Below are 17689 nucleotides of genomic sequence, written 5' to 3' on the forward strand. Positions count from 1 at the left end.
GCGGGGCTGCCGGTCCGCACGCAGCGGCGCTCACCCGTTCTCGGCTGCCATAAGCCGCCGCCATCTTCTACACTCAGACGAGACCCGGCCCCGCCCGCAGCGGCGCGGACCGACGCCCCACCGGGAGCCCCGCGCCGATGTCCGTCTCCGACCACCCGCCCTCGCCCCTCCATCCACGCCAGGTCTTCCTGTTCAGCGGCCACATCATGGACGCACCGGATCGCCCGGCGCCCCGCTTTCCGCCGGCGCGCGAAGCGCACGCCGCCGCCCGCATCGCCGAGGCGCTCGATGCGCTCGGCGCCGGGCCGGCCGACATCGGCTACACCCAGGGCGCCGCCGGCGCCGACCTGCTGTTCGCCGAAGCCGCGCTTCAGCGCGGCGTCCGCATGCAACTGCTGCTGCCCTTCGAAGTCGATGAATTCGTGCGCCGCTCGGTGCTGCCCGCCGCCCACGGCGAACACTGGCGCGAGCGCTTCTACGCCGTGCGCGCCCGCCTCGACCGTCCGCCGCGCGTCATGACACGGGAGCCGGCGGCCGGCGGCAGCGACGCCGCTGTCACCAACCCCTTCGAACGCTGCAACCTGTGGCTGCTCGATACCGCGCTCGCCTGGGGCGCCGACCGGCTCAAACTGGTCTGCCTGTGGAATGGTGAAGGCGGCGACGGCGCCGGCGGCACCGCGCACATGGTGGCCGAAACCCGGCGGCGCGGCGGCGAGGTGATACGCATCCCGCCCTGAACAGGCGGGGACAGCTGCCGATTCCGCACCGGACCCGCGCCCTACCCACACGGAGGCCAGCATGAACCAGCCCCTGATAGACCGCATCCAGCAGCCCGGCCCCAAGAAGATCCTCGCCTGCGACGGCGGCGGCATCCTTGGCCTGATCAGCGTGGAAATCCTCGCCCGGCTGGAAGCGGCGCTGCGCAAGCGGCTGGACAAGCCCGACCTGGTGCTGGCCGACTGGTTCGACTTCGTCTGCGGCACCAGCACCGGCGCGGTGATCGCCACCTGCATCGCCAGCGGCATGGAAATGGACCGCATCCGCAGCTTCTACATCGACAGCGGCGCCCAGATGTTCGACAAGGCCTCGCTCTTCAAGCGCCTGCGCTACAGCTACGAGGACGAGCCGCTCGCCGCCAAGCTGCGCACCGAGTTCGACCGCGCGCTCGGGCACACGCCGGCAGCCGCCGAAGCCCATGCCACGCTCGGCGCGGCCCGCCTGCAAACCCTGCTGATGCTGGTGATGCGCAACCACAGTACCGATTCGCCGTGGCCGATCTCCAACAATCCCTTCGCCCGCTACAACCAACCCGCCCGCAAGGACTGCAACCTGCGCCTGCCGCTGTGGCAGCTGGTGCGCGCCAGCACCGCCGCGCCCACCTTCTTCCCGCCCGAGGTGGTGACCTTCGCCGAGGGCACGCCGGACGAATACCGCTTCGTCTTCGTCGACGGCGGCGTCACCACCTACAACAACCCGGCCTTCCTCGCCTTCCAGATGGCGACTACCCGGCCCTACGCGATCAACTGGGAAACCGGAGCGGACAAGCTGATGATCGTCTCGGTCGGCACCGGCAGCGCCGCCAAGGCCCGCCCCAGCCTCGGCGCCGACGACGAATGGCTGCTCGACCATGCGAAGAACATCCCGTCGGCCTTGATGAACGCCGCCTCCGCGGGCTGGGACATGGCCTGCCGCAGCCTGGGCGAATGCCGCCACGGCGCCGCCATCGACCGCGAGTTCGGCGACATGGTGATGACGCCGGGCAGCGCGCCCAACTGGACCGGCACCAAGCTGTTCGGTTACGTCCGCTACGACCCCGACGTCAGCCGCGCCGGCCTGGACGCGCTCGGCCTGGCCGACGTTGCCGCGGAGCACGTGCAGCAGCTGGATTCCATCGCCCACATCGACGACATCCAGCGTGTCGGCCGCACCTATGCCGAAGCGCATGTGAGCATCGACCACCTGCGGGGCTTCGCCTGAGGCCCACCCGGGTTCCGCGCCATTCCGGAGGGGCGAGCGATGAAGGGCACCTGCTTCGTGATCCAGGGCTTCGGCAAGAAGACCGACTACACCGACGGCCGCATCCTCGACCTCGACGCCTCCTACGAAATCATCCGCGAGGCGGTGGAAGCGGCCGGGCTCGACTGCGTCCGCGCCGACGAGATCGTGCACAGCGGCACCATAGACAAACCGATGTACGAAATGCTGCTGGAGGCCGACCTCGTCATCGCCGATCTCTCCACCTACAACGTCAATGCCGCCTTCGAGCTCGGCGTGCGCTACGGCCTGCGTCCGCGCGCCACGCTGATCGTCGCCGAGGAGCAGTTCCGCAATCCCTTCGACGTCAGCCACATCGCCATCCGCCGCTATCGCCATCTGGGTGAAGAGGTCGGCTACAAGGAAGCCAAGCGCTTCCGCACCGAACTGCAGCAGGCGATCGAAGCACTGCTCGCCGGCAACGCCACCGACAGCCCGGTCTACACCTTCCTGCCCGAACTGCAGCCGCCGCAACCCGCCCCGCGGGGGGTGCCGCGCATGGCGGACGCGCGGGAGCCGGTCGGCAGCCCACCGCCGCCAGCCGGGGCCGATCCCTTCGCCTCACCGCCATCGCCGCCGCCAGCTCCGGCTGTACCGCTGCCGGGCTCGCCGCTTCCGCCTCCCGCCGCGCCGGAAGCCGTGCCGCCCACCGCCAAGGCCCTGCTCGAGGCGGCGCGCGCCTGCATCAATCCGCCGCCGGGCCAGCCGAGCGACTTCGCCACCGCGCGCATGCTGCTCGAACAAGTGCGGGTGCAGCGCCCCAACGATCCCTTCGTGCTGCAGCAGCTCGCCTTCGCCACCTACAAATCGCGCCAACCGACGACCGAAGCCGCATTGCAGGCGGCGCGCAGCATCCTGCTGGAACTCGGTCCGGCCACCACCAACGATCCGGAAACCCTCGGCCTGTGGGGCGCGGTTCACAAGCGGCTGTGGGACGCGCACCGCCAGCCGGCCGATCTGGACGAGGCGATCAACGCCTACGAGCGCGGCTACTTCCTGCGCCAGGACGGCTACAACGGCATCAACCTCGCCTTCCTGTTCGACGTGCGGGCGCTCGAAGCGCTGCGCCGGGGCGATGGCGCCGCACACGACGAAGCCACCGCCGACCTGGTCCAGGCGCGGCGCATCCGCGGGGAACTGCTGCGCCGCGCCGCCGATGCGGGCGCCATGGATGCGCCGCGATGTCGCGACGAGGGCGCGACCGCGGCGCGCTACTGGCAGCTCGCCATCCTGTGGGAGGCGGCGGTCGGCCTCGGTGACGAAGCCCGGGCGACCCAGCTCGACGCCGAGGCGCGCGCGCTGCCCGTGGCGGAATGGATGCAGACCACCCGGCTGGAGCAAGGCGCCCTGCTGCGCAGCCTGCTGACCGACATCGCCGCACGCCGGCCCTGAACGGCCGGCGCCGGCGGCGTACTCACACCGTCTTGAGCTGGCGGGCGGTGAGTTTGGGATCGTCGATGCGGTAGGCCAGCTTGATCGCCTCCCAGGCTTCCTCGGCGGTTTCCACGTACTGGAACAGGTCGAGGTCTTCCGGACTGATCACGCCGTCCTCCACCAGCACGTCGAAGTTGATCAGGCGCTCCCAGAACTCGCGCCCGAACAGGATGATGGGCCGGCGGCGGATCTTGCGCGTCTGCGTCAGCGTCATCGCCTCGAAGAGTTCGTCCAGCGTGCCGAAACCGCCGGGGAAACTCACCAGCGCCACCGCCCGCATCAGGAAGTGCATCTTGCGGATGGCGAAGTAGTGAAACTGGAAGCACAGCTCGGGCGTGATGTAGGGATTGGGCGCCTCCTCGAAGGGCAGGTAGATGTTCATGCCCATGCTGCGCCCGCCGGCCTCGTAGGCGCCGCGGTTGCCGGCCTCCATGATGCCCGGGCCGCCGCCGGTGGAAATGATCACCGGCTCGCCGAGCGCATCGGATTCGCGCGTGACCAGTTCGCCGAAGCGGCGTGCCTGCTCGTAGTAGTGCGACATCCGCAGGGTGCGCTCGGCCCGGGCGATCGCCGCCTCGTCGCCGCTGGCCGCGGCATCGGCCAGCATGGTCTCGGCCACGTCCCTGGGTTTGAAGCGGGCGCTGCCGAACACGACGATGGTCGAGGCAACACCCTGGTCCTGCTGGATCAGTTCGGGTTTCATCAGTTCCAGCTGCAGCCGCACCGGACGCAGCTCGTCGCGCAGCAGGAACTCGTTGTCGGTAAAGGCCATGCGGAAGGAGCTGCCGGGGCCGTCGTAGGGCGTGGCAGGCTTGGGCGCGACCGCTTCGTCATGCGCGGAAGGAAAATTGCGGACCTTGAGCTTGTTGGTATCCATCATTTCGCTCGCTCTCTGAAATTGAAGTGTGACCCCGGCCGGACGTCTCCCGCCCGCATCATCTCTCTGCAAGGCCGATGCCATCGGCGGCGCTCACGCAGGATTGGACAGTACAGGGACGCGGCGCGCTCCGCACGCGGAGCCGAAAACAATGGCGCCGCCGTGACGCAACACACACCCGCCCGCGGCCGGCGCTTGCCGCGCCCCGGCTTCGCGGCGCCCACTGCATGCTGCACGGGCGATGTTTCAGCGCACCACGCGCGCACACGCCGCGGCGGGCGGCAAGCGCAAGCGCCCCATTCCGGTGCGCTGCAACCCGCAGAACGCGGCAAAGGCCGGCCGCGACCGTGGCATGGATCTCGCTCGCCACAGGGTGAAGCTATCGTGGTCGGCGCAGCGGGACACCACCGGAACATCGGCCTGTGAACACGCGTCGCGGATCGTCCTGCATCCGTTCGAGGAGTTCGCCATGGCATCGCACATCATGCTTACCTCCCATGCCCGCCGCAAACCGGGCCTGGCGCCGGGAATAGACTGGGGAGCCGCCACCGCACGCGAACGCGGCCCGCTGATCGCCAGCCTCACCCAGCCGGCGCAGCGCAACGCCATCGGCACCCATTCCGGCTCCTATTCGGTGTACCGCGCGCTGGCGGTGGCCGCCGGGCAACTGCACCGCGATCATCGCCCCGACCTGACCAACACCGCGCCGGCCGCACGCATCGGCCCCCATCCGCAATGGGCCGACCCGGGCAAGATCGTGTCGCTCGATCCCTGGGGCCACCGGGTGGCGGAGGAGTTCGCCCACCTGATCGCCGCCGGCATGGACATCCGCCCGAGCATCGCGGTGACCACCGCCCATATCAACATGCCCGAACTGCAGGCCGCGATCGTCGCCGGCCGGCTGAAGGCCGACGGCGAGGTGCTGGCCGCCAACGGCGACGTGCGCGTGACCAAGGCGGCGATCGACCCGGTGTGGTACCTGCCGGGCATCGCCGAGCGCTTCGGCATCAAGGAAACCGACCTGCGCCGGGCGCTCTTCGAGCAGACTGCCGGGATGTTCCCCGAGCTGGTGACGCGGCCCGACCTCAAGGTCTTCCTGCCGCCCATCGGCGGCATGACGCTCTACTTCTTCGGCGACGTGGACAAGCTCGGCCAGCCGGAAACCAAGGTCGCCTGCCGGGTGCACGACGAATGCAACGGCTCCGACGTGTTCGGCTCCGACATCTGCACCTGCCGCCCCTACCTCGCCCACGGCATCGAGGTCTGCATCGAGATGGCGCAGCAGGGCGGCGTCGGCCTGGTGGTGTACAACCGCAAGGAAGGCCGTGCGCTCGGCGAGGTCACCAAGTTCCTGGTGTACAACGCGAGGAAGCGCCAGAAGGGCGGCGACCGCGCCGAAACCTACTTCGAGCGCACCGAATGCGTCGCCGGCGTGCAGGACATGCGCTTCCAGGAGCTGATGCCCGACGTCTTCCACTGGCTCGGCATACGCCGCATCGACCGCTGGGCGTCGATGAGCAACATGAAGCACGGCGCCCTCACCGCGGCCGGCATCGAGGTCGTGGAGCGGGTCGCGATCCCCGACGCGCTGATCCCGGCCGACGCCCGCGTCGAGATCGACGCCAAGGTCGCCGCCGGCTACTTCAGCGCCGACGCGCCGCCGGCCGAGGCCGAACTCGCGCTGGCCAAGGGCCGGGGGCTGCACGAATGACGCTCGCCACTGCCAATCCGCCCGCCGCGGCCGCCGGCTGGCACACCCCGGTCGCTGACGACCACCCGGCCGCCGCACTGCTCAACGCCCAGGCGGTGCGGGCGCGCTGCGCAGCGGTGATGCGCCACGTCGAGGCCGGCCGCTCGCCGCTGTTCAGCTGGCACCCGGAACAATTGCCCGCCGCCGCGGCCTACGTCGCCGACACCATACGCCGCGACTATCCCGACCTCGCCGTGCCCTACCACAGCCGCTGGCGCCACTTCGAAGCCGGCGGCATCGACCGCTGGACAGCCCTTGCCGGGGCCGCTGGGCTGGATGGCGCGCCGCTGGAGCGTGCCCGCGTCGCCTTCGATCTGGTGATCCCCAGCGTGCTGCTGGATGCCGGCGCCGGCGCCGGCTGGCGCTACCGCGACGCCGCCCACGACCTCACGCTGGCGCGCTCCGAAGGACTGGGGGTGGCGAGCTTCGAACTATTCACCGCCGGCACCCTGTCGGCCGACCCGGCGCTGCCGCTGCGCTGCGACGCCGCCGCGCTGGCGCGGCTGGACACCGCCACCCTCGCCGCCGCCTTCCAGGCCAGCCCGGCCAACCCGCTGGTTGGCCTCGACGGCCGCGCCGCGCTGCTGCGCCGGCTGGGCGAGGTGATCGCGGCGACGCCCGCCGTGTTCGGCCGGCCGGCACGGCTGGGCAACATCGTCGATTACCTCGCTGCCCGCAGCAGCGACGGTGCGATAGACGCCGGCGAGTTGCTCGCCCTGCTGCTGCGCGCGCTCGGCCCGGTATGGCCGGGCCGCATCGCGCTGGACGGCGTATCGCTCGGCGACTGCTGGCGCCACCCGGCACTCGCCGCCAGCGCGGTGGATGCGGGCGGCGACCTGCTGCCATTCCACAAGCTCACCCAGTGGCTCGCCTACTCGCTGCTCGAACCGCTGCAGCAGGCCGGTTTCCGCATCACCGGCGTGGACACCCTCACCGGCCTGCCGGAATACCGCAACGGCGGCCTACTGCTCGATTTCGGCGTGATCGCCGCCCGCGATCCGGCCTTCCACACCACGCCGTGGACGGTGGACGCGCCGGCCATCGTCGAATGGCGCGCACTCACGGTGATCGGGCTGGACCGCCTGGCCGAGGCGGTGCGCGCCGAACTGGGCCTGTCCGCCGCCGACTTCCCGCTGCCCTGCGTGCTGCAGGGCGGCAGCTGGTCGGCCGGCCGGCGCATCGCCGCCGAACGCCGGCCGGGCGGCCCGCCGCCGCTGCTCATCATCAGCGACGGCACGGTTTTCTGACCCCCGGGAGCACGCCATGCATCCGTCCGTCACCGTGATCGACCATCCGCTGCTGCAGCACAAGCTGTCCATCGTGCGCAGCGCCGACACCACCACCGACAACTTCCGCCGTCTGGTGCGCGAGATCGCCTCGATGATGGCCTACGAGGTCACCCGCGACCTCGCCACCGAGCTGGTCAGCGTCACCACGCCGATCGCCGAATGCAAGGTGCCGATGATCGCCGGCAAGAAGCTCTGCCTGGTGTCCATCCTGCGCGCCGGCAACGGCATGCTGGACGGCATGATCGACCTGCTGCCCGGCGCCCGCGTCGGTCACATCGGCCTCTACCGCGACCCGCACACGCTGCAGCCGGTGGAGTACTACTTCAAGCTGCCGGAGGATGTCGAGGAGCGCGACGTCATCGTCGTCGACCCGATGCTCGCCACCGGCAATTCCGCCTGCGCGGCGCTGTCGCGGCTGAAGGAAGAAGGCGTGACCAGCCTCAAGCTGGTCTGCCTGCTGGCCTCGCCGGAAGGGCTGGCGGCGCTCGCCGCCCACCATCCCGACGTGCCGGTGACGGCCGCGGCGATCGACAGCCATCTCGACGAGCACGGCTACATCGTGCCCGGCCTGGGCGACGCCGGCGATCGTCTGTTCGGCACGCGCTGATCCTGCCCGCGGGCGCCCGCCGCGGCGCCCGTGCAACACGTGGTGCATTTCCGCACGGTCGCTGCGGCGCGCCGCCGGTAACATTTGTGCGTTGCAAACACGGCCCACCTGCCCCGCCGTCCAACCCTCACCCGACAAGAAGACGAACTCACGATGCCCGTCGGCTCCCGTTCCGCCCGACTTTTCCGGGCCTTCCGCACCTGCGCCGCCCTGATGGCCGCCGCCGTGTTCTCCACCGCTCATGCCGCACCACTGATCGCCAGCGAGGTGCTGCAGCAGTTCAACCTCGTCGTCTTCGAAGACGCGAGATCGAGTTCCCACGTGGATGGCCGCAGCTATATCGGCGGCAACCTGCAGGGCGGCGACTATGTGCAACACCCGAACGACATGCCCGTCTCGGCCTACGCCGGCCTGGTGGTGCGCGGCAACGCCTCCAACCTGAATGTGAACGGCGGCGGCATCAGCGTCGGCGGCAACCTCAGCACCGCCAACATCAACAGCGGCGCTGCCTATGTCGGTGGCAACGCCAGCAATGTGAACTTCAACGGCGGCAGCGCCTACGTCGGCGGCACGAGCACCGGCAGCAACTTCAACGGCGGACTCAGCAGCAGCGCTACCGTGCAGGCCGCGCCCGACGGCATCGAGGACACCCTGCGCAACCTGTCGCAGCAGCTCGCCGGTCTGGCCGACACCGGCGGCACGGTCTCGGTCAATGGCAACCGGGCAAGCTTCCGCGCCGTCGCCAATACGGACGGGCTGGCGGTGTTCGACCTCAGCACGATCGACACCACGCGGTTCAAGACCGGCGAGTTCTCCTTCGACATCGGCGATGCGGACGTGGTGGTCTTCAACGTCGATGAACTGGTGGTCGACATCGTTGCCAACTTCCTCGCCGGCAGCGCGCAATCCCTGGGCTCCAGGCTCATCTGGAATTTCTACAACGCCACCGACATCACGCTGCACAGCCAGTTCGGCGGCACGGTGCTCGCCCCCAACGCGGCCCTGACCAACTACAACAACATCGAAGGCAGCGTGGTGGTGAATTCGCTCGCACAGTACGGCGAGATCCACCTGCAGCCGCTCGCCGCCGACCTCCCGCCGGACAGCCGCACCGTGCCGGAGCCGGGCAGCCTTGCACTGGCGCTCGGCGCGCTGCTACTGCTCGCGGGGATAACCCGGAGCCGTCGGCCGCTGCGCGTGCAGCCGGCGCGCAACGGACTGGGCGCCCGGGCCTGAACCCGCCGGGCTAGACGGCGGTACGCGCCGCCTTGCGCCTGCGGCCTTCGGCGTCGGCCACCTTGAGCGCGGCCAGTACCCGCCGCGGCGACACTTCCGCCGGTTCGTTGTGGATGGTCTCGCCCGGCGCGCAGGCGGCAGTCGCCGCAATCAGCAGTTCCTCGTCGCTCACGCCGCCGAGGCCGATCTCGGCCAGCGTCACCGGCAGGCCGACCGCCAGGCAGAAGTCATAGACGGTGTCTATCATCGCCGGCTTCTTATCGGCCAGGAACATCAGCCCCTGCACGCCGATCGCCACCTTTTCGCCATGCCAGGCGCCGTGGCTTTGCGGCAGCGCCGTCAGGCCGTTGTGGATGGCGTGCGCTGCGGCCAGCCCGCCGCTCTCGAAGCCGAGGCCCGACAACAGCGTGTTGGCTTCGACGACGTGCTCCAGCGCCGGCGTGACCACGCCCTGCTCGGCGCTCAGCTTGGCGAGCGGACCGTACTCCAGCAGGGTCTCGTGGCACAGCCGCGCGAGTGCATAGGCGGTCATCGGGCCAATGCGGCCAGTCATGTTGGCGCCGCGCTTGGTACGGCAGTCTTCGGCCTCGAACCAGGTCGAAAAGGCGTCGCCCATCCCCGCAACCAGCAGCCGCACCGGCGCCCGCACGATGACGCCGGTATCCACCAGCACGGTATCGGGGTTGTGCGGCAGCACCAGGTAGCGCTTGAAGGCGCCATCGCGGGTGTAGATCACCGACAGCGCGCTGCAGGGCGCATCGGTAGAGGCAAGCGTCGGCGCGATCAGCGTGCGTGCCTGCAGTTCGTAGGCAACTGCCTTGGCAGTGTCGAGCGCCTTGCCGCCGCCGATGCCGGCCACCACGTCGGCGCCTTCGCGCTGCGCGAGCGCGACCAGGCGCGCGATTTCCTCGTCGGAACACTCACCGCCGAACCGCACTTCGACCGCGGCAAGCTGCTGACCGATGCCTTCGCGCACGGTGTCGGCGAGGTGTTCCAGCACATAGGGATCGCACACCAGCAGCACCTTGCTGCCGAGGCGGGCGGCCTCCTCGCCGAGCGTGGCGAGCGCGCCTTCACCCTGTACGTAACGTCCGGGAAAGATGGCGGTGGTGATCATGACCTGACTCCTTGCGGCTGACGAGCCATGCTGGCTCAATAGTTGCAAGTCTCCGCCGGTGTGCTGACGCGGCATTGATAGAGGTCAACGCCGGACGGATCCGCAGCGCAGCCGCCCCAACGCCCAAGCAGGAGGAAGCCCCCGTGCTCGATCTCATCGTCCGCAACTGTTCCCTGCCCGACGGCCGCGGCGGGCTGGACATCGGCATCCACGGCGGCCGCATCGTCGCCGTCGAGGCGGCACTCGCCGCCGACGCGGCGCAGACACTGGACGCCGCCGGCCAGCTCGTCAGCCCACCCTTCGTCGACGCGCATTTCCATATGGATGCCACGCTCTCCTATGGCCTGCCGCGGGTGAACGCCTCCGGCACCCTGCTCGAAGGCATCGCGCTGTGGGGCGAACTCAAGCCCCAGCTCACCCAGGAGGCCCTGGTCGAGCGTGCGCTCGCCTACTGCGACTGGGCAGTGGCCAAGGGCCTGCTGGCGATCCGCAGCCATGTGGACGTGTGCGATCCGCGCCTGCTGGCGGTGGAGGCGCTGCTGCACGTGAAGGAAAAGGTGCGGCCCTGGCTGGACCTGCAGCTCGTCGCTTTCCCGCAGGATGGCGTGCTGCGCAGCCCCGGCGCCTTCGAAAACCTGAAACGCGCGCTCGACATGGGCGTGGACGTGGTCGGCGGCATCCCGCACTTCGAGCGCACCATGGCCGACGGCGCCGAATCGGTGCGCATCCTGTGCGAACTCGCCGCCGAGCGCGGTCTGCGGGTGGACATGCACTGCGACGAATCCGACGACCCGCTGTCGCGCCACATCGAGACGCTGGCCTTCCACGCGCAACGGCTGGGCCTGCAGGGCCGCGTCACCGGTTCGCACCTCACGTCCATGCATTCGATGGACAACTACTACGTCTCCAAGCTGCTACCGCTGCTGCGCGAGGCCGGCGTGGCCGCGGTGGCCAACCCGCTGATCAACATCACCCTGCAGGGCCGCCACGACACTTACCCCAAACGGCGCGGCATGACGCGGGTGCCGGAACTGCTCGCCGCCGGCATCCCGGTGGCCTTCGGCCACGACTGCGTGATGGACCCGTGGTACAGCCTGGGCAGTGGCGACATGCTGGAGGTGGCCCACATGGGCCTGCATGTGGCGCAGATGACCGGGCAGGAAGCGATGCGCGCCTGCTTCCGCGCGGTCACCGCAACGCCGGCCGCCATCCTCGGCCTGGAAGGCTACGGCCTCGCCCCCGGCTGCCGCGCCGACCTGGTGCTGCTGCAGGCGCGCGACCCGATCGAGGCGATCCGGCTGCGCGCCACCCGGCTGGCGGTGGTTCGCGCCGGCCGCATCGTTGCCCGGACCCCGCCGGCGCTAGCCACGCTGGATCTGCCGGGCCGCCCGGCCACCGTCGATTGGCAGCCGGTCCGCAACTGAACGGCAGCGCACGCGCGCGAAAAAAAGCCGGGCAGTGCCCGGCTCGCGCAGTGTGGCCGAACGCCTTACTGCACGCGGATCTCGACGCGGCGCGCCTCGGCAGCATCGCCGCTGCCCAGCGTCACCGCCGGACGGCGCATCTGCACCCGTTCGGCCGGCACGCCGGCAGCAATCAGCGCGGCACGGACAGCCACCGCACGGTCCCGCGCCAGTGCGGCATTGATGTCGGCACCGCCGGTTTCGTCATGGAAACCGGACAGCAGCACCACCGCTTCGGGCCGGGCCTGCAGCTCGGCGATGACGCGGGCGAACTCGTCGCCCGAGGTCGCCGGCAGCTCCGCCGCGCCGACCTCGAAGTAGAGCTTCACCAGCGCTTCACCGACTTCGGCGATCTCCACGAATCCCACTTCCACCGCCGCGGCCGGCGCGGCGGCTGCCGGCGTCTTGGCGCGCAGGCTGTACGTCCCCAGGCCGATGACGAAGGCGATCACCAGCGCGATCACCCCGAACAGCACCCCGATCACGACGTTGAGTTCGCCGTCTTCCTGATCGAACATTTCTTCCCCCGCCTATCGTTGTCATGGATTGAACAAATCGGCCGGCAGTTTAACCGAAGGATGCGCCGTCCTGATGACCGCCCGGTGCAGGGCGCGCTGACAGCGCCGACGCTTTTGTGCAAATATTCCCCGCGGGGCATATGACGGGTACTGTCGCCCGCGCCTCTTTCTTTCCTTATCGGGAGACACGCATGAGCCTCATCACCTTCATCAAGGAAGCCGGCGAGAAACTCTTCGGTGGCGGCGAAGCCCAGGCCGCGCAGGGCAGCGCCGACAAGATCGCTGCCGCCAACACCAAGGCCGCGGCGGCCATCAAGCACTACATCGCATCCCTGCAGCTGGCGCCGGCGGACCTGGAGGTGAGCTTCGACGGCAGCTCGGCCACCGTCACCGTGGCCGGCACCGCCGCCGACCAGGCGACCCGCGAGCGCATCCTGCTCGCCGCCGGCAACGTGCAGGGCGTCAGCCAGGTGGAAGACCGCCTGAGCGTGGCCAAGGAAGAAACCGCCGCGGTGTTCTACACGGTGGTCCGCGGCGATACGCTGTCGGCGATCGCCAAGGCGCACTACGGCAACGCCGGCAAGTACCCGCTGATCTTCGAGGCCAACCGGCCCATGCTGACGCACCCCGACAAGATCTACCCCGGCCAGGTCCTGCGCATTCCAGCCGCAAGCTGAACGACATACTCCGCGCCGCCGCCCGGATGCGCATGCCATCGGGGCGGCGGCTGCACTTGAGCGCACGACACAACGGGCGCTACCCTTGGCCTCCCCTCACTTCATCCGTCCGCGCCCCGCCATGGCCCGCATCCAGATCGACCTGCCCGAGCACTTCGGCTTCTCCACCGCCATCCCGGTCTACCTCAGCCACATCAACTACTCCGGTCACGTCGACAACGCGCTGCTGCTGACCCTGGTGACCGAAGCGCGCGTGCGCTACTTCCAGTCGCTCGGCTACACCGAGATGGACGTCGAAGGCGTCGGCATCATCCTGGCCGACGCGGCGGTCCAGTACAAGTCGGAAGCCTTCCACGGCGAGATCATGGACATCTCGATGACCGCCACCGACTTCAACAAGTACGGTTGCGACCTGCTGTGGCGGATGCGCGACCAGGTCTCGGGGCGCGAGGTGGCGCGCGGCAAGAGCGGCATCGTGTTCTTCGACTACGGCACCCACAGGATCGCCCCGGTGCCGCCGGCCTTCCGCCAGCTGTTCGAGTAAGCGGGCAAGGCCGCCCGCGATCGCGCGGCGCGCATCCCGGCCACGGGCCGCCGTACAATCGCGCCCCTTTCCAGCTTATCCGCAAGGACCCCAGCCATGGCCGACACTCCCAGCCTCCCCCGCATCGCCGGCAAGCGGGCGAGCGTGATCGGCGGCGGTCCGGCCGGTTTGATGGCGGCCGAGGTGCTGGCGGCGGCCGGCGCCAGCGTCACCGTACATGAGGCCATGCCCTCGGTCGGGCGCAAGTTCCTGCTCGCAGGCCGCGGCGGCCTCAACCTCACCCACGCGGAGCCGCGCGACGCCTTTCTCGGCCGCTACGGCAGCCGTCAGGCCGCGCTCGCCCCGCTGATCGCCGACTTCGGCCCGGAGGCGCTGCGCGACTGGGCCGACGCGCTCGGCGCCCACACCTTCGTCGGCAGCTCCGGCCGCGTCTTCCCGGTCGAAATGAAGGCGGCGCCCTTGCTGCGCGCCTGGCTTGCCCGCCTGCGCGCCGCCGGGGTGCGCTTCGCGGTGCGCGAGCGCTGGCTGGGCTGGGAGGATGCCCCGACCGCCCTGCGTTTCCGTAACCCCGCGGGCGAGCACCGGGTGGATGCCGACGCAGTGGTGCTGGCCCTGGGCGGCGGCAGCTGGGCCAAGTTCGGCGCGGACGGCGCATGGGTGCCGCTGCTGCGCGACGCCGGCGTTGCGGTGGCACCGCTGCGTCCGGCCAACTGCGGCTTCGACGTTGCCGCCGGCGGCCGCGACGGCCGCGGCTGGAGCACGCATTTCAGGGAACGCCATGCCGGCCAACCGGTGAAGCCGGTGCGGCTGTCCTTCACCGCTGCCGACGGCCGCGTGCATGATCGCCAGGGTGAGTTCGTCGTCACGGCCGACGGTGTCGAAGGCAGCCTGATCTATGCCTTGTCGGCACCGCTGCGCGACGCGATAGCGGCCCGCGGCGAAGTGACGATCCATCTCGATCTCGCCCCCGGCCGCAGCGGCGAACGCCTTGCTGCCGAGCTAGGCCGTCCGCGCGGCCACCGTTCCATGGCCAGCCATCTGCAGGGCCAGGCCGGCATCAAGGGCGTCAAGGCGGGCTTGCTGCGGGAGGTGTTGTCGGCGACGGACTTCGCCGACCCGGTGCGGCTGGCGGCCGCCATCAAGGCCCTGCCGCTGCGCCTGGTGGCGGCACGGCCGCTGGACGAGGCGATCAGCGTGGCTGGCGGGGTGGACTTCGCCGCGCTCGACGACGGCCTGATGCTGCAGAACCGCCCGGGCGTGTTCTGCGCCGGCGAGATGCTCGACTGGGAAGCGCCCACCGGCGGCTACCTGCTCACCGCCTGCTTCGCCACCGGCTATCGCGCCGGTCGCGCCGCGGCGGCCTGGCTGGCGCGCTGACGCGCGCGCCGCAACTCAGGCGCCGCAGCTGACGGCGCGGAACTCGACGCGGCGGTCGAGCGAATCGCGCACGTCGTCGGTACCGGAACCGACGATGTTCTCGGACGAACCCTTGCCATCGATGCGCAGCGCACTGCCGAGCGCGGGCACCTCGCGCAGCAGGGCTTCGCGCATCACCCGCGCGCGCGCCAGCGACAGCCGCGCATTGACCGCTTCGGCACCGGTACGGCTGGTGTGGCCGACGATGGTCAGACAGTAACCGCCAGCCTGGGTCTCGCGGGCGATCTGGCGTATCCACATCGGATAGGCACCGCTCACGCGCGGATCGCGCCAGAACTCGGTGCCACCCGGATTGAACAGGATGCGTACCGCCAGGTTGTCGGTGGCCAGACCAAGCGCCACGATGCGGGCGAAAGCCAGTTCGGCGGCGTCGTGACGGCCGAGCTGCACATTCGACAGGTAGATGCCGTTGAACACCCGCAACTGCGCGCCGTCGGGCCGGCTGGACGCCTCGGTGTAGTAGGTCAGCGCCTTCTCCCACTGCTCGGCGTTGTAGGCCTCCAGCGCTTCGGCCAGCACCGCGGCGGTCGGTACCGAGCTCAGGTATACCGGGTCGGCGCTGCCGCCGGCCGGCGTCTCCGCGGTCTTCAGGTAGCCCTCGGTGACGCGGTCCTTCACCACCGAGGGGCTCTCGGCGAAGAAGCGGGTCGGTGTTTCATCCACCGAGGCGCGCTGCACCGGCACCGCCGCCTGGGCGATGACCAGCCCCACCCGGCGGTCGGTCAGCGACGACGTCAGGATGTAGCCGCCGTGCGCACTGCTGCGCTTGATCGAACCGGTGATGAGGTACTCGGCCTTGCTCACCTCGTTGCCGCGGAAGGGCAGCACGCGCAGGTGGGAGCGGCGGGCGGTGAGCTGGGCAAGCAGCAGTTCTTCGGCCTTCTTGGCCGCCACGGTCTGCTGCCCGTTGTCGCCGTCGAGGAAGGGATCGAGTGCGACCTGCCGCGCGACCAGGCGGTCGAGGATGGAGGGGCCGGCCTGCTTGAGGAGGTCGTCCACCACCACGTTCACCGCCGGCTCGAGCGCCAGCTCTTCGGTCGTTTCCCGCGTGGGCGTCGACTTGCAGGCCGACACGGCCAGCACCAGGGATGCGAGCGCCACGACCGCCCGCCAGTTGCGCCAGGATTCAATTGCCACAATTCACCCTCAGGTAAGCCATGTCCGCCTCGGCAAGCCGTTCGCCGAGACTCAGTTGTTGTACAAGCCGCGCACAGCGGCCGTCGCGTTGCGGCGGCGCGCTGCGGGCCGCAGGTGCCGTAACCGGCGGAGCGGCCTGTGCGGTGCGCTCCACGCGCGGCGGCCGCGGCGCCTCGGCACGCGCCGGCGCCTTGGTTTCGGGCACCGCCGCCGGTGCCACGGCGGCGGCCACGGGCGGCGCTGGTGCAGCCTCCACCGGTGCAGGAGCCGCTGGAGGCTGCACCGGAGCGGCGGCTTCCGGCTGAACGGACACCGGCACCTCCGCGGCGGCCGGCGCCGCGGTCGTGACGGGCTCGGCCGGGGCCGGCGGCACGGTCACGGCCGGCAAGGCCAGTTCGGTGGTCTGTGAACTCAGCCAGCGCCAGCCGCCATAAGCGGCAGCTCCCAGCACGAGCACGGCAACCGCCAGGATCAGGGGTACGCGGGAACGCGCCGCCGGTGCCGCCACGGCCGTCCCTGCGGCACCGTGGGTCGCCGTCCGCCTGGCGGCCGGCGCCGACGGCAGCGTCGGCAGATCGATCAGCACGGTGCGCGCACCGTCGCCGCTGTCGGCGGTGGCCAGCAGCTGTTCGAGTTCGGCACGAAAAGCCTCCGCGCCCTGGTAGCGGTCGGCCGGCGACTTGGCGAGCGCGCGCAGGATCACCGCTTCCAGCGCCGGCGGCAGACCGGCAACCAGGCCAGAGGGCGGCGGCGGCGGCAGTTCGATGTGGGCCCGCATCAGCTCGAACTCGCTGCCGCTGTCGAAAGGCACCCGCCCGGTCAGCAGCTCGTACAGCACCACGGCCACCGAGTAGAGGTCGGAGCGCGCATCGACGTCGCCGCCGCGGGCCTGCTCGGGTGACACGTAGAGCAAGGTGCCGACCACGCAGCCGGTGCGGGTGAGCCCCACCTTTTCGAGGATGCGGGCGATGCCGAAATCCATCAGCTTGAGGGTGCCGTCGGCGGTGACGATCATGTTCGACGGTTTGATGTCGCGGTGCACGACGCCGGCGTGGTGGGCGTGCTCGAGCCCCTGCAAGGCCTGCACCACCAGCCCGACCGCCTCGCGCCACGGCAGCGCGCCGCGGCGGCGGGCAAGGCGGTTGAGCGGCTCGCCGTCGACGAACTCCATCACCATGTAGTACTGGCCATCCTCGGCGAAGAAACTGAAGACGTTGGCGATGTTGTGGTGCTGCAGACGGGCGAGCGCGATCGCCTCGGTGCGGAAGCGCTCGACGACCTCGCCGTAGCAGGCGAGTTCGGGGCGCAGCGACTTGATCGCGACATCGCGTTCCAGCATCAGGTCGCGGCCGCGGAACACGTTGCCCATGCCGCCTTCGCCGACCTTCGCGAGTATCCTGAAATTGCCGATGACCTCTTTCATGCCGGTCCGCACCGCCCTTTTACCCGATTCCGGACGTCCGCCCGCGGACGCCGCATAAATGCTGTCCGGCATGGCGCCGGAAGCGGCTCTTATAGCGGATTTGCCCGCCGCACGCCACCGAAGCTTCTGCAAATGTCATGACAACC

Annotated in this window: 16 protein-coding genes; 11 read left to right on the forward strand and 5 right to left on the reverse strand. The window is 70.1% G+C overall.

Features of this window, described 5'->3' with window-relative positions:
* Positions 1–137 precede the first annotated feature (137 nt).
* The 3 genes from CJ010_RS22940 to CJ010_RS22950 all read left to right on the forward strand — a co-directional run bounded on the left by CJ010_RS22940 (position 138) and on the right by CJ010_RS22950 (position 3426).
* Complete coding sequence (locus CJ010_RS22940; RefSeq protein ID WP_141020206.1) at positions 138–737, forward strand: hypothetical protein; 600 nt, start codon at positions 138–140, stop codon at positions 735–737.
* 61 nt (positions 738–798) lie between these two features.
* Positions 799–1977 carry a patatin-like phospholipase family protein gene (locus CJ010_RS22945; RefSeq protein ID WP_141020207.1) on the forward strand — a complete coding sequence of 393 codons (1179 nt, stop codon included), beginning with the start codon at positions 799–801 and terminating at the stop codon, positions 1975–1977.
* A 39-nt stretch (positions 1978–2016) separates the two neighbouring features.
* The gene (locus tag CJ010_RS22950; RefSeq protein WP_141020208.1) at positions 2017–3426 is read left to right on the forward strand and encodes a tetratricopeptide repeat-containing protein; all 1410 of its coding nucleotides are present in this window, start codon (positions 2017–2019) and stop codon (positions 3424–3426) included.
* A gap of 22 nt (positions 3427–3448) precedes the next feature.
* On the opposite strand, the gene CJ010_RS22955 is transcribed toward CJ010_RS22950, so the two are convergent.
* Entirely contained in the window at positions 3449–4345 is an 897-nt protein-coding gene (locus tag CJ010_RS22955) for a TIGR00730 family Rossman fold protein (protein ID WP_371415717.1), read from the reverse strand.
* Between the two features lie 469 nt (positions 4346–4814).
* Here CJ010_RS22955 and CJ010_RS22960 point away from each other — a divergent pair, with 469 nt between their 5' ends.
* From CJ010_RS22960 to CJ010_RS22975, 4 genes are all read left to right on the forward strand, one after another.
* Positions 4815–6056, forward strand: coding sequence for a GTP cyclohydrolase II (locus CJ010_RS22960; protein ID WP_141020210.1), 1242 nt, complete (start codon positions 4815–4817; stop codon positions 6054–6056).
* Entirely contained in the window at positions 6053–7342 is a 1290-nt protein-coding gene (locus CJ010_RS22965; protein ID WP_141020211.1) for a URC4/urg3 family protein, read from the forward strand. Before CJ010_RS22960 ends, CJ010_RS22965 begins: the two co-directional genes overlap by 4 nt.
* Before the next feature lie 16 nt (positions 7343–7358).
* Positions 7359–7991 carry a uracil phosphoribosyltransferase gene (upp, locus tag CJ010_RS22970; protein WP_141020212.1) on the forward strand — a complete coding sequence of 211 codons (633 nt, stop codon included), beginning with the start codon at positions 7359–7361 and terminating at the stop codon, positions 7989–7991.
* Positions 7992–8144: 153 nt separating this feature from the next.
* Positions 8145–9227, forward strand: a complete 1083-nt coding sequence (locus CJ010_RS22975; protein WP_141020213.1) for a choice-of-anchor A family protein — start codon at positions 8145–8147, stop codon at positions 9225–9227.
* Positions 9228–9237: 10 nt separating this feature from the next.
* On the opposite strand, the gene CJ010_RS22980 is transcribed toward CJ010_RS22975, so the two are convergent.
* Positions 9238–10344 (reverse strand): glycerol dehydrogenase, encoded by a 1107-nt coding sequence (locus CJ010_RS22980; protein ID WP_141020214.1) that lies wholly within the window; start codon positions 10342–10344, stop codon positions 9238–9240.
* Positions 10345–10487: 143 nt separating this feature from the next.
* On the opposite strand from CJ010_RS22980, the gene CJ010_RS22985 reads away from it, so the two are divergent.
* Positions 10488–11768 (forward strand): amidohydrolase family protein, encoded by a 1281-nt coding sequence (locus CJ010_RS22985; RefSeq protein WP_141020215.1) that lies wholly within the window; start codon positions 10488–10490, stop codon positions 11766–11768.
* A 65-nt stretch (positions 11769–11833) separates the two neighbouring features.
* Here the strand turns inward: CJ010_RS22985 and CJ010_RS22990 are convergent, their stop codons facing one another.
* Positions 11834–12325 (reverse strand): OmpA family protein, encoded by a 492-nt coding sequence (locus tag CJ010_RS22990; RefSeq protein ID WP_141020216.1) that lies wholly within the window; start codon positions 12323–12325, stop codon positions 11834–11836.
* 191 nt (positions 12326–12516) lie between these two features.
* Here CJ010_RS22990 and lysM point away from each other — a divergent pair, with 191 nt between their 5' ends.
* From lysM to CJ010_RS23005, 3 genes are all read left to right on the forward strand, one after another.
* Positions 12517–13002 (forward strand): peptidoglycan-binding protein LysM, encoded by a 486-nt coding sequence (gene lysM / locus CJ010_RS22995; RefSeq protein WP_141020217.1) that lies wholly within the window; start codon positions 12517–12519, stop codon positions 13000–13002.
* A gap of 121 nt (positions 13003–13123) precedes the next feature.
* Positions 13124–13546 (forward strand): thioesterase family protein, encoded by a 423-nt coding sequence (locus CJ010_RS23000; protein WP_141020218.1) that lies wholly within the window; start codon positions 13124–13126, stop codon positions 13544–13546.
* A 96-nt stretch (positions 13547–13642) separates the two neighbouring features.
* Positions 13643–14923, forward strand: coding sequence for a TIGR03862 family flavoprotein (locus CJ010_RS23005; RefSeq protein WP_141020219.1), 1281 nt, complete (start codon positions 13643–13645; stop codon positions 14921–14923).
* A 15-nt stretch (positions 14924–14938) separates the two neighbouring features.
* Here the strand turns inward: CJ010_RS23005 and CJ010_RS23010 are convergent, their stop codons facing one another.
* Together CJ010_RS23010 and CJ010_RS23015 are read right to left on the reverse strand one after the other, a co-directional pair.
* A complete protein-coding gene (locus CJ010_RS23010) occupies positions 14939–16120 on the reverse strand; it encodes an OmpA family protein (protein ID WP_141020220.1) in 1182 nt (393 codons plus the stop codon).
* Positions 16110–17543 carry a protein kinase gene (locus CJ010_RS23015; RefSeq protein WP_168225011.1) on the reverse strand — a complete coding sequence of 478 codons (1434 nt, stop codon included), beginning with the start codon at positions 17541–17543 and terminating at the stop codon, positions 16110–16112. The genes CJ010_RS23010 and CJ010_RS23015 overlap by 11 nt, the downstream gene beginning before the upstream one ends.
* Positions 17544–17689: the final 146 nt, after the last annotated feature.

It is taken from the genome of Azoarcus sp. DD4, from assembly GCF_006496635.1.
Taxonomy (GTDB): Bacteria; Pseudomonadota; Gammaproteobacteria; order Burkholderiales; family Rhodocyclaceae; genus Azoarcus.